Here is a 12,567-nt window from a genome sequence, read left to right as displayed (position 1 = left end):
CGTAGACCGTGCTGTTGCTTCAAACTCCATGCTTTTCGTTCATCCCGCCCTGGGCCTGACCCGTTCCCGCAAGGTAGCCTGGCTTCGTCTTAGTCTGAGGGGCGAGCGAACGCGGCACACTTCCCAACATAATCCATGATTTATGAAATCTGCGAAAGATGAACTGCACAATCAACCAGCTGCCGGCCCCCGCCACAAGAAGTCCCCCATATATAAACACCACATAGGCAAACGAATCCGGAGAGATGCTGTGGGGTAATTTTCTGTAAACCGCCAGGAGCAGCGGATGAATCAAATAGATTGCAAACGACAGCTCACCCATCCGTGTCAAAGCAGTAACCAGCCCGCGCGGAGCCTTCCGGTAGATAAAGAAAGCTGCATACAGCAGGACAAGCGCCGACAGCATCGTATGCACATTCCACAGCAGCTCGTACCACAGCGAATCCGTCCATCTCCCGAAATGGCGGGCTTCATACCATAGCTGAACATGTATAAAGGCAGCCGCCAACCATGCAGTAAACAGTAGAACAGTCAGCCTTTTATGGGTAGCCCCCAGACCATTCCAGGGCTTCGTCAGCCACGGCTTAATCTCATCAAAATGAACCGCAATATAAGCCCCCATCATATAATACGCCAGGTAAGAAATCGACAGACTGCCCTTCTCCACAATATGCAGCTGAACTTTATTCCATAGGATAAACCCCCACTGCAGCGCCAGTCCGAGCGGAAAAGCCCACTTCACCCAAAACCTTGAACTCTGCAGCAGCTTCAGCAATAACGGAAACAGCAGATAAAACTGAATGCTGATAAATACAAAATACAAATGTGCATACGCCGAGCCCGAAAACAGCGCTTCCGTAAAGCTGGACAGATTCTCCAGCGGTTGCTGCGTCAATTCCCCGTTTACATACAAAGTCAGTGCATAGTACCCGAGCGATGCCAGCAGATAAGGCAGCAGAATGTACTTCAGCCTACGCCGGTAAAAGTTTCCGATCAGACTCCGGGTAACCGGACGCCCGTAATAATTGTAAAACAGCACAAAGCTGCTAAGAAAGATAAAGGATGGCGTTCCAAATTTAAAAAAGATGTTGATCCAGTTAAGCCAGTAATAGTACGGAGAGTTCAGGGCCTGCTCCCCTGCCGCAAACGATGTAGAATGCACATGCAGAACACCCATAATCGCCAAGGCACGGTAAATATCGAGCTGTGGCAGTCGTTCCTGTCGGGCTGCTTTCACGATAAAATTCCTCTTCTCTGCTATGATGTGTTCATAGAGATCCATATTGAGCGGAATGCATGAAACTGAACCTATCAGGAAGCCTGCACCGGGCTGATTATTCATTCTGATAATTACTGCAGCGTTTGCGCAGATGATGCGCCTATTCTAATTACAAGTATAGCGCTTCTCTGGTTCCGGCGGCACTGAAAGTTTTCTTAATAATTTATAAGAATACCTAAGAACAATTCTTCTTTATCCCCTTTACGCAAAAAGACCCCGCAGCTTCTGCGCCGATACACGCAACCTGAAACTGCAGGGTATTACAATAGCCGCCTCTCATTCATCTGCTTGCAGCGCATCTTCCGGGGAACCCGGACGTAATTCCCTAAGCGGATTTCCGCCAACGAACGAACCGGCTGCCACATCCTTATGCACTACTGAGCCTGCGGCCACAACTGCCCAGTCTCCTATTGTTACACCGGGAAGAATTGTCGTATTGGCCCCGATCAACACATTTTCACCGATAATGACCTCACCGAGACGGTATTCTTTAATGAGGTATTCATGAGCGAGAATAGTTGTATTGTAGCCGATCACAGAATTTTCACCGACCGTTATCAATTCCGGAAAAAAAACATCGACCATCGCCATCAGCCCAAAGGCCGTATGCTTGCCCACCTTCATGCCGAGCAACCTGCGGTAAATCCAGTTCTTGAGCGGCAGGATCGGACAATAGCGGGCAATCTGGATAAAAATAAAATTGCGCACGCCCTTCCAGGGACTAACCGTACGATAAATGTACCAGAGCGAATTATGCCCCTCCACCGGATAACGGGTTACTTTTCTCACGATTCATTCGTCCCTTGCTCCACAATAGTCAATAAATCGGTCATGTCATGAATGATGTATTCCGGATCATATTTGCGCAGCGTTTCTTCCCCTTTAAGTGACCAGGAGACTGCCGCCACACGTACACCGGCTGCTTTGGCGGATTGAATATCAACCACGCTGTCACCAACCATAAGGGTTTTGCGCGGATCAACATCCAAGTTGCGGATAGCGGTTAGCACAGGCTCCGCATGAGGCTTCGGATGAACAACATCGGTCACGGTGACAATGGTCTCCATATACTTCAGCAGATCGAACCTCTCCAGCGTCTTAAGCGTTGTGGGACGAATCTTTGTAGTGACAATCCCCAGCTTAATCCCGCGCCGCGACAGCTCATCCATCGTTTCATTCACCCGCGGAAAAGAATCAACCATTTCATCATGATGCGCATTATTATATGCACGGTAAGACCGCTCAAGGACGCTGACATCCTCCAGAATACCTGAGAATGCGCTCAGCTGCTGCTGGAGTGTTGTGCCCATATGAGGAATAATCTGCTCCCGGGTCAGCGGAGGCAGATTATTCTCCTTCAAGGCATGCATGAACGAGCCTATGATCAGCTCGTTCGTATTTACAATTGTTCCATCCAAATCAAAAAGAACACATTCAATCATTTCAATATTACTCCTTTGGTTCTCCATTCTCCGCCTTCTCCTCTTTAGGCTGTACCGCCTGTGGAGTACTCTGCGGAGTATTAACAGCATGATCCGGCACAACCGAGTCGGCGGCAGCAGCTTTAGTGCTGACAATTGGATCAGAGTAATGTGCGCTGGACTGGCCAGTCACCCTGCGTACGACAATCAGCACAATCGCCACAAGGATAATTAGCAGCGCCAGAAGCTGGGAAATTCGGATATTGCCATAGGCGGGATCAAGATAACCCTGCTCAAAGCCCATCCACTTCATCGGACTCCACAGTCCGTTTATGAGCGATGCTACACCACTGCTTCCGTTGAAGCCCAGACTGTCCGTACGCAGCGCTTCAATGAAGAAACGCCCGATGGAATACCAGATGAAATAAGACAGGAAGATTTCACCCGCACGCACAAAATTCTGGCGGCGCAGCACCATCAGCAGCAGAATGCCAAGCAGGCTCCAGAGTGATTCGTACAGGAATGTCGGATGATGAAAGGCATCCCCTATGTACATTTGATTGACAATAAAGTCGGGCAAGTGCAGTTTGTCGCGCAGGAACGATTCCTCCACAACACCACCGTAGGCTTCCTGATTAATAAAGTTGCCCCAGCGGCCGATCATTTGTCCTGCGAGCAGGCCAGGTGCACAAATATCCACGATACGCCAGAACGGGTATCCTTTATAACGGAAGTAGATAATCCCGCAAATAATCGCGCCAATTAATGCGCCATAAATGGCAATTCCGCCATTCCAAATTTTAAAGACATCAATAAAGTTATCCTTATAATCTTCCCACTTAAAAGCTACAAAATATATCCGGGCGCCAATGATAGCAGAGGGCACTCCAAGCAGCAGGAGATCCATAAAGAATTCCTGTGGAATATTAAATCGCTTTCCTTCCTGGATGGCGAGAAATAATCCTGCGAGTGCCCCGACACCTAGGATCAGCCCATACCAGTGCACTGGCAGCGATCCAATGGAGAATACAATGGGATTAATCGCTAAAGAAAAAAACATAGTCTCACGCTCCTAGTCCAGATCATCCATATCTTCAGAGATGGTAGCTGTAAGTTTATTAGTAAACTGTAGAGCTGCGTTAAAGCCCATTTGCTTCAGGCGGTAGTTCATTGCCGCAACTTCAATAATAACAGCAAGGTTTCGGCCCGGACGAACGGGAATCGTTACAAGAGGAACATCTGTATCGATAATCCGGGTGGTTTCCTCATCAAGACCCAGCCGGTCGTATTGTTTGTCCTGCTGCCATGCTTCGAGACGTACAACAAGCGTAATACGCTTATGGTTACGGATGGCTCCTGCGCCAAAGAGCGTCATTACATTAATAATCCCTACCCCGCGGATTTCCAGCAGGTGGCGGATCAATTCCGGTGCTGTACCATGAAGCTGATTGTCGGAGGTCTGGCGAATCTCCACGGCATCATCGGCGATCAGGCGGTGTCCGCGCTTAACGAGCTCAAGGGCTGTTTCGCTCTTACCAATCCCGCTGCTGCCTGTAATCAGCATCCCCACACCGTATACATCACAGAGCACTCCATGAATCGTGGCTGTAGGAGCGAGTCTGCCTTCAAGGAAGCTGGTTAATCTACTGGAAAAAATGGTTGTAGCCATCGAGCTGCGCAGTACCGGAAGTCCCTTCTCGTTGCTGATATCAATCAGCTCCTGCGGCACCTCCAAAGCTCTAGTAATCACAATACACGGGGTATTATCATTACAAATCCCGCGGATCCGGCTTTTACGCTCTTCCTCAGGAAGCATAGAAAAGAACGCCAACTCTGTCTTACCGAGCAGCTGCACACGTTCTTCGGGATAATATTCGAAATAACCGGCCATTTCCAGCCCGGGACGATTCAGGTCATCTACTGTAATTGGTCTTTTTAGACCTTCATGCCCGGAAACCACTTCTAATTGAAAATGCTGTACCAATTCAGATACTTTTACCTTCTTAGCCATGTATGTTCTTCCTTTCGTCACCTGCGGTTTAGTCCGCCTTCCCGCGTCTGGTCAGCAACTCTTCCCTATCCCATCCGTAGGTAATTCTCCTGCTATCTTAATTGATAACGTCTATGAATGCAATCTTAATACCTGTTAGTCCGTGGCATCGGGAAGATGTAAGCAAACAAAAAAGCCGCCCTTTCAGGCGGCTTCTCTAAACGGGAAAGCTGTATATCTTATCCCAGCAAAATGTTCAGTTCAGACTCTTTATCAAAGAGGTGAATTTTGTTCATGTCGATAGCCAATTTAGGCTTGCTGCCTTCACGGGTAGTGGAACGTCCATCTACACGGGCAATTACAGTGCTTGCGCCAAGGCCGCTCAAGTAGAGGAGCATTTCATGACCAAGGTTTTCTGTAACATCAACCAGCGAAGTGAAGATTGTGTTCGGGGAAGCTTCTAGGAATACTGGCTCTTCATGGATATCTTCTGGACGAACGCCCATGATCACATCTTTACCGATATATCCTTTGCTGCGCAGCAGTGTTGCTTTGCCGCCTGGAACTTCAACATCAAGGTTCTCAGCGCGGAAACGTACAGAACCGTTCACCTCGGACAAAGTACCATTGATAAAGTTCATTGTAGGGGAACCGATAAATCCGGCTACGAACAGGTTCGTAGGCTCATTGTACAGTTCTTCAGGGGAAGCAGCCTGTTGAATGATACCGTCATACATAACTACGATACGGTCACCCATCGTCATAGCTTCTGTCTGGTCATGCGTTACATAGATACAAGTGGTTTCAAGGCGTTTAACCAGTTTAGTGATTTCTGCGCGCATTTGACCACGAAGTTTAGCATCCAAGTTGGAAAGAGGCTCATCCATCAGGAAGACTTGTGGATCGCGGACGATCGCACGGCCCAAAGCGACACGTTGACGTTGACCACCGGACAGAGCCTTAGGTTTACGTTCCAGCAAGTGCTCGATATCGAGGATCTTAGCTGCTTCGCGCACTTTCTTGTCGATTTCTTCTTTCTTCACTTTACGCAGTTTCAAACCGAATGCCATGTTTTGGTACACGCTCATGTGCGGGTACAGGGCGTAGGATTGGAATACCATCGCGATATCGCGGTCTTTAGGAGCAACGTCATTGACTACACGATCGCCAATGTACATTTTACCTTCGGAGATTTCTTCCAAGCCTGCGATCATACGCAGTGTTGTGGATTTACCGCAACCGGAAGGTCCAACCAATACGAGAAATTCCTTATCTTTAATATCAAGATTGATATCCATTACTGTTGCTTTATCTGAACCCGGGTATTTTTTGAAAATATGCTCTAAACGTACGCCTGCCATTGTATTTCCCCCTCGAGTTTATTATTAGAATAAAAAATAAATCGCTTTCTTGTACGTTTATCTTACCCCAGACGTGCCCTGCTGGCTATTTGTAACGTTCACAAAAAACCTATTTTCTTTTCGTCACTTTATACAATAACATTGCTAATTTCACAATCGCCGCATCGCCAAAGCTCCGCACATCGGCCCCGGTCTCCTGTTTGATCTTATCCAGCCGGTACAGCAATGTATTACGGTGGATGTAGAGCTTCTTCGCCGTCTCACTCACATTACAGTCCATTTCGAAAAAAGTCTCCAGTGTAAGCAGCATTTCTTTATCGGCCAATACAGAAGAATAGTCGCCGATCTGTCCCAGCAGCTGTCTGCGCCGTTCATCTGGAATACTGTTTATCAGACGCTCCATATGCAGCTCCCATGGAAGGTGGATATACTCGCCAACCTGAAAAATCCGTCCGAGTACAATCGTCTCCCGCAGCAATGCGACCGAACCGGTCAAACCTTTTACGGGAATGATGGCAGGTGCCACAGCCAGATGAAATACACCGACCCACTCGCTGGCGATCAGTTCGTGCAGCCCCATACTGGTCTGAGCCAGGAGGTCATCTTCACTTTCTTCCTCATCTTCCTTATCATCCCCGCCGGTGAGCAGTTCCTTACGGGCTAAAATTAACCATTCTTTCTCCTGCAGGGGGATAAGTAAAATATCATTCTCGAAATAATTGCGCAACAGCTTCATCAGCGACCGGTAGGTCAGCTGCGGATTATGCACATTCTCACTGACCAGCAGAAAGGGGACCATATCTCCGAATAGGCGGCCCTTAAGCGTCATATCATCAGGAATTTCAGCATCATTCTTCTCTTGCTCCAGCTGTGAGTTAAGCCAGCCGCTTAGCTGCCGGGCTTCGACCTCACCCTCTTCTTTTAGTCCGGTAGCCTTAAGGGCAATGGCATAATTACGCGCCGCATAATTAACCAATTGCAGTTCCAGACCCGTAAGACCCTCCATCTCCACCCATACCGCAGTGATCCGGCCTTCATTCTCATATAAAGGAACCCATAGATAACCATCGTGCGTAACAGGCTGCTCCTGCTCTTCCGTACCCACGCCAAATAGGGAAGCTGAATGCTGCCGTCCGAGCTGTTTGATTCCGGCTCTCTTTCCGGTGAGCTGCTCCAATTTTTGACGCAATGCCTCACTATCCATCGTCACCATTCTCCACCACTTTTGCTCTTTTCGCCTATTTTATCATATTCTGCAACATTATGCGGCCAGGCCTATCTGAATGATAAGTGAACTTGACCCTCCACTGGAAAATCAGCGTTTCTCCGTACTCAAAGCTGCGGACTTGGATAATGGCAATACAATGGGATTTATCTTTTTCAGTGCCTTATGCATCCAGATCCCAGCTATCGCCCCTTCACCCATAGCCACTGTGGCTTGCTCCGCATGAACGGCAACGTCGCCGGCTACCCACAAATGCTCCACATTCGTCATTAAGGAACGTCTATTTACCTCAATATGCCTGTTTTTATGCAGCGTGACCCCCAGCTGGGCGGCAAGCTCGGAATGCACCGCATTTCTCCCAAAGGCAATAAACCCGCGCTCTGCCGCAAGGTGAGTGCCATCCTGTAAAGCAACTCCTTTAATCATCCCGTCATTCTCTTGTACTATGTGGGTAGCTGCTTGTTCAATATAGATAATTCCCTCTGCCTGGAGGCGTGTGAGATTCTCCTCAGACACGGGTTCATGTTCATGATTAATGTAGGTCAGATCTCCCGTACGTTCCCGCAAAATAAAAGCCATATGCGCGCCAGCATCACCAGAACCCAGCAGCACCGTCTGACGGTCCTGAATCTCAAAGCCGTCACAGTCAGGACAGACATACACAGATTTGCCAAGTGTCGGTACAAGTCCCGGCAGTTCCGGAAAGCGATCCATTACCCCTGTAGCCAGCAGCAAGGTTTTGCTTTCGTATTGGCGGCCTCGCTCTCCGGTTAAGAGGAAGAGCTGTTCATACTTATCCGCTTTAACGACTTTGTCTGAGATGAATTCCACACCAGCCACTTCAGCCTGCCGTCGGCCTCTTGCACGTATTTCGTCACCCGATACTCCATCCGGCCAGCCCAGGATATTATGATAGGTCCGGCAAAGATGAGATCTCCCGCCTCCTGCATCAATTACCAGCACCCGATGTGCAGAGTACCGTCCTAATTGAATCGCCGCCTGAAGCCCGGCAAATCCGCCGCCAACAATAATTGCATCATATATCATAGAAATCACTCATTTCTGCTCAGCATTATAAACTTATAATTAAACGAAGCAAGAAATTTTAAACTTGAAGACTATAAAAAGGCTGAATTGAGTTCTGAAAACACAAAAAAGCCACCATCCGAAGATGATGACTTTCTGTTTGGAATGAGCCATGAAGGACTCGAACCTTCGACACCCTGATTAAAAGTCAGGTGCTCTACCAACTGAGCTAATGGCTCATAAAACTGGTGGAGGCTGATGGATTCGAACCACCGAACACGTACGTGAGCAGATTTACAGTCTGATGCGTTTGGCCACTTCGCTAAGCCTCCGTAATATGGTGGCGCGGGAGGGAATCGAACCCCCGACACAAGGATTTTCAGTCCTTTGCTCTACCGACTGAGCTACCGAGCCAAAAACAAGCCTTAAAACATAAAATGGCGGAACCGACGGGATTCGAACCCGCGATCTCCTGCGTGACAGGCAGGCATGTTAGGCCAACTACACCACGGTTCCGCATTTGTAAAAATAATGGTGCCGGCGAGAGGACTTGAACCCCCAACCTACTGATTACAAGTCAGTTGCTCTACCAATTGAGCTACACCGGCACAGTGTGAAAATATTCTTAAAGTGAAAATGGTGGAGGCTGAGGGGTTCGAACCCCCGACCCTCTGCTTGTAAGGCAGATGCTCTCCCAGCTGAGCTAAGCCTCCGGGAAATATGGTAGCGGCAGAGGGGATCGAACCCCCGACCTCACGGGTATGAACCGTACGCTCTAGCCAGCTGAGCTACGCCGCCACAATAATTAGGTTTTGGATTTATAATGGCGGAGAGAGAGGGATTCGAACCCTCGCACCGCTTACGCAGTCTAACCCCTTAGCAGAGGGTCCCCTTATAGCCACTTGGGTATCTCTCCAAACGATATGGTGCCATGTAAATCCATTCAGGAACCTTAATTCCTGAAAACTGAATCCGAAACAAATCTGCGTTCTTCGAAATTTGGATAAGCCCTCGACCGATTAGTATTGGTCAGCTCCATGCATTACTGCACTTCCACCTCCAACCTATCTACCTCGTCGTCTTCAAGGGGTCTTACTAATTGGGAAATCTCATCTTGAGGGGGGCTTCACGCTTAGATGCTTTCAGCGCTTATCCCGTCCGTACGTAGCTACCCAGCCATGCTTCTGGCGAAACAACTGGTGCACCAGCGGTACGTCCATCCCGGTCCTCTCGTACTAAGGACAGCTCCTCTCAAATTTCCTGCGCCCACGACAGATAGGGACCGAACTGTCTCACGACGTTCTGAACCCAGCTCGCGTACCGCTTTAATGGGCGAACAGCCCAACCCTTGGGACCTACTTCAGCCCCAGGATGCGATGAGCCGACATCGAGGTGCCAAACCTCCCCGTCGATGTGGACTCTTGGGGGAGATAAGCCTGTTATCCCCAGGGTAGCTTTTATCCGTTGAGCGATGGCCCTTCCATGCGGTACCACCGGATCACTAAGTCCGACTTTCGTCCCTGCTCGACTTGTAGGTCTCGCAGTCAAGCTCCCTTATGCCTTTGCACTCTTCGAATGATTTCCAACCATTCTGAGGGAACCTTTGAACGCCTCCGTTACTCTTTAGGAGGCGACCGCCCCAGTCAAACTGCCCGCCTGACACGGTCCCCGTACCCGCTTAGGGTACCAGGTTAGAACCTAGATACGATCAGGGTGGTATCCCAACGGCGCCTCCGCAGAAGCTTGCGCTCCTGCCTCTACGGCTCCCACCTATCCTGTACAGATCGTACCCAAATTCAATATCAAGCTGCAGTAAAGCTCCATGGGGTCTTTCCGTCTTGTCGCGGGTAACCTGCATCTTCACAGGTATTAAAATTTCACCGGATCTCTCGTTGAGACAGCGCCCAAGTCGTTACGCCATTCGTGCGGGTCAGAATTTACCTGACAAGGAATTTCGCTACCTTAGGACCGTTATAGTTACGGCCGCCGTTTACTGGGGCTTCGGTTCATAGCTTCGGGTTGCCCCTAACCACTCCCCTTAACCTTCCAGCACCGGGCAGGCGTCAGCCCGTATACTTCGCCTTGCGGCTTCGCACAGACCTGTGTTTTTGCTAAACAGTCGCTTGGGCCTTTTCACTGCGGCCCCCTCGGGCTATTCACCCTACCGAGGCACCCCTTCTCCCGAAGTTACGGGGTCATTTTGCCGAGTTCCTTAACGAGAGTTCTTCCGCGCGCCTTAGAATTCTCTTCTCGCCTACCTGTGTCGGTTTGCGGTACGGGCACCTTCTCCTGGCTAGAGGCTTTTCTTGGCAGTGTGAGATCATGACCTTCGCTACTATAATTTTCGCTCCCCATCACAGCCCAGCCTTACGATGTGCGGATTTGCCTACACACCAGCCTCACTGCTTAGACGGACATCCATCAGTCCGCGTCACTACCCTCCTGCGTCACCCCATCGCTCATAGCGGATTACGGTGGTACAGTAATTTCAAACTGTTGTCCTTCGACTACGCCTTTCGGCCTCGCCTTAGGTCCCGACTTACCCTGAGCGGACGAGCCTTCCTCAGGAAACCTTGGGCTTTCGGCGGATCAGATTCTCACTGATCTTTTCGTTACTCATACCGGCATTCTCACTTGTATGCTGTCCAGCGCTCCTTACGGTACACCTTCAACCCACATACAACGCTCCCCTACCCCAGATACATACGTATCTAGCCATAGCTTCGGTGGTGTGTTTAGCCCCGTTACATTTTCGGCGCAGAGTCACTCGACCAGTGAGCTATTACGCACTCTTTCAATGGTGGCTGCTTCTAAGCCAACATCCTGGTTGTCTGTGCAACTCCACATCCTTTCCCACTTAACACACACTTGGGGACCTTAGCTGATGGTCTGGGCTGTTTCCCTTTTGACAATGGATCTTAGCACTCACTGTCTGACTCCCGGCAAGAAGTAAATGGCATTCGGAGTTTGACTGAGCTTGGTAACCCTTGCGGGCCCCGCACCCAATCAGTGCTCTACCTCCACCACTCCATTCACCGAGGCTAGCCCTAAAGCTATTTCGGGGAGAACCAGCTATCTCCGAGTTCGATTGGAATTTCTCCGCTACCCCCACCTCATCCCCGTATTTTTCAACATACGTGGGTTCGGGCCTCCAGTGCGTGTTACCGCACCTTCACCCTGGACAGGGGTAGATCACACGGTTTCGGGTCTACGTCCACATACTAAATCGCCCTATTCAGACTCGCTTTCGCTGCGGCTCCGGCTTCTCACCTTAACCTTGCATGTTAAACGTAACTCGCCGGTTCATTCTACAAAAGGCACGCCATCACCCCTAAAACGGGCTCTGACTTTTTGTAAGCACACGGTTTCAGGTTCTATTTCACTCCCCTTCCGGGGTGCTTTTCACCTTTCCCTCACGGTACTGTTTCACTATCGGTCGCCAGGTAGTATTTAGCCTTAGCAGATGGTCCTGCTGGATTCATACGGGGTTTCACGTACCCCGCACTACTCGGGATCCGTCTCGGAGAGAATACAGTTTAGGTTACAGGGCTTTTACCTCTATCGCGGGCCTTTCCAGACCTCTTCACCTATCATATTCCTTTGTAACTCCATGTGAGACGTCCCACAACCCCAAGGGGCAAGCCCCTTGGTTTAGGCTGTTCCGCGTTCGCTCGCCGCTACTGACGGAATCACTATTGTTTTCTCTTCCTCAGGGTACTTAGATGTTTCAGTTCCCCTGGTCTGCCTCTACACACCCTATGTATTCAGGTGTGAGTAACTGCGAATTACCACAGCTGGGTTTCCCCATTCGGACACCCCCGGATCAAAGCTTGCTTACAGCTCCCCGAGGCAGTTTCGTTGTTCGCCACGTCCTTCGTCGGCTCCTGGCGCCTAGGCATCCTCCGTGTGCTCTTATTAGCTTAACCAATGCGTTTTCCCAAAGGAAACCGCCAGCATCGCTATAATTGAAACTTGTTTACACAAGTTCAGCTTAAAGGAATATTCTAAAACGCAAATTCGTTTCGGTATCCAGTTTTCAAGGATCAAGGTAATGCAAGTAATGAAGTTATTGGTGGAGCCAAGCGGGATCGAACCGCTGACCTCCTGCTTGCAAGGCAGGCGCTCTCCCAGCTGAGCTATGGCCCCATAAAAGGTATGAAGTTATAATTGTTATATGGTGGGCCTTGGTGGACTCGAACCACCGACCTCACCCTTATCAGAGGTGCGCTCTAACCAACTGAGCTAAAAGCCCATATAACATATAT

The 12,567-nt window shown here is 49.6% G+C and carries 8 protein-coding genes, 10 tRNA genes and 1 rRNA gene; all 19 read right to left on the bottom strand.

Features of this window, described 5'->3' with window-relative positions:
- Positions 1 to 19 precede the first annotated feature (19 nt).
- Positions 20 to 1,237, bottom strand: a complete 1,218-nt coding sequence (locus tag QU597_RS00735; RefSeq protein ID WP_310830930.1) for an acyltransferase — start codon at positions 1,235 to 1,237, stop codon at positions 20 to 22.
- A gap of 318 nt (positions 1,238 to 1,555) precedes the next feature.
- Positions 1,556 to 2,068, bottom strand: a complete 513-nt coding sequence (locus tag QU597_RS00730) for an acyltransferase (protein WP_310830929.1) — start codon at positions 2,066 to 2,068, stop codon at positions 1,556 to 1,558.
- The gene (ppaX, locus tag QU597_RS00725) at positions 2,065 to 2,721 is read right to left on the bottom strand and encodes a pyrophosphatase PpaX (protein ID WP_310833193.1); all 657 of its coding nucleotides are present in this window, start codon (positions 2,719 to 2,721) and stop codon (positions 2,065 to 2,067) included. The genes QU597_RS00730 and ppaX overlap by 4 nt, the downstream gene beginning before the upstream one ends.
- Before the next feature lie 7 nt (positions 2,722 to 2,728).
- Positions 2,729 to 3,760, bottom strand: a complete 1,032-nt coding sequence (gene lgt / locus QU597_RS00720) for a prolipoprotein diacylglyceryl transferase (RefSeq protein ID WP_310830928.1) — start codon at positions 3,758 to 3,760, stop codon at positions 2,729 to 2,731.
- Between the two features lie 12 nt (positions 3,761 to 3,772).
- The gene (gene hprK, locus QU597_RS00715) at positions 3,773 to 4,711 is read right to left on the bottom strand and encodes an HPr(Ser) kinase/phosphatase (RefSeq protein ID WP_310830927.1); all 939 of its coding nucleotides are present in this window, start codon (positions 4,709 to 4,711) and stop codon (positions 3,773 to 3,775) included.
- 218 nt (positions 4,712 to 4,929) lie between these two features.
- Positions 4,930 to 6,051 carry an ABC transporter ATP-binding protein gene (locus QU597_RS00710; RefSeq protein ID WP_236336446.1) on the bottom strand — a complete coding sequence of 374 codons (1,122 nt, stop codon included), beginning with the start codon at positions 6,049 to 6,051 and terminating at the stop codon, positions 4,930 to 4,932.
- A 109-nt stretch (positions 6,052 to 6,160) separates the two neighbouring features.
- Positions 6,161 to 7,255: a PucR family transcriptional regulator gene (locus tag QU597_RS00705; protein ID WP_310830926.1), complete on the bottom strand. Its 1,095-nt coding sequence runs from the start codon at positions 7,253 to 7,255 to the stop codon at positions 6,161 to 6,163.
- Positions 7,256 to 7,366: 111 nt separating this feature from the next.
- Positions 7,367 to 8,323, bottom strand: a complete 957-nt coding sequence (locus tag QU597_RS00700) for an NAD(P)/FAD-dependent oxidoreductase (protein WP_310830925.1) — start codon at positions 8,321 to 8,323, stop codon at positions 7,367 to 7,369.
- A 145-nt stretch (positions 8,324 to 8,468) separates the two neighbouring features.
- Positions 8,469 to 8,541, bottom strand: a tRNA-Lys gene (locus QU597_RS00695).
- A gap of 7 nt (positions 8,542 to 8,548) precedes the next feature.
- A tRNA-Tyr gene (locus tag QU597_RS00690) sits at positions 8,549 to 8,634 on the bottom strand.
- Positions 8,635 to 8,640: 6 nt separating this feature from the next.
- Positions 8,641 to 8,716: transfer RNA gene (locus QU597_RS00685), tRNA-Phe, on the bottom strand.
- A 24-nt stretch (positions 8,717 to 8,740) separates the two neighbouring features.
- Positions 8,741 to 8,818: transfer RNA gene (locus tag QU597_RS00680), tRNA-Asp, on the bottom strand.
- 16 nt (positions 8,819 to 8,834) lie between these two features.
- Positions 8,835 to 8,910, bottom strand: a tRNA-Thr gene (locus tag QU597_RS00675).
- A gap of 29 nt (positions 8,911 to 8,939) precedes the next feature.
- Positions 8,940 to 9,015 (bottom strand) — tRNA-Val (locus QU597_RS00670).
- Positions 9,016 to 9,023: 8 nt separating this feature from the next.
- Positions 9,024 to 9,100 (bottom strand) — tRNA-Met (locus QU597_RS00665).
- A gap of 26 nt (positions 9,101 to 9,126) precedes the next feature.
- Positions 9,127 to 9,218 (bottom strand) — tRNA-Ser (locus QU597_RS00660).
- A gap of 83 nt (positions 9,219 to 9,301) precedes the next feature.
- Positions 9,302 to 12,228, bottom strand: a 23S ribosomal RNA gene (locus QU597_RS00655).
- A gap of 144 nt (positions 12,229 to 12,372) precedes the next feature.
- Positions 12,373 to 12,448 (bottom strand) — tRNA-Ala (locus QU597_RS00650).
- Positions 12,449 to 12,477: 29 nt separating this feature from the next.
- Positions 12,478 to 12,554 (bottom strand) — tRNA-Ile (locus QU597_RS00645).
- Positions 12,555 to 12,567: the final 13 nt, after the last annotated feature.

The sequence above is a fragment of the Paenibacillus pedocola genome, assembly GCF_031599675.1.
Lineage (GTDB): Bacteria > Bacillota > Bacilli > Paenibacillales > Paenibacillaceae > Paenibacillus_AQ > Paenibacillus_AQ pedocola.
Note: the sequence above shows the minus strand (reverse complement) of the source record. Positions and strands in the feature narration are given on the sequence as shown.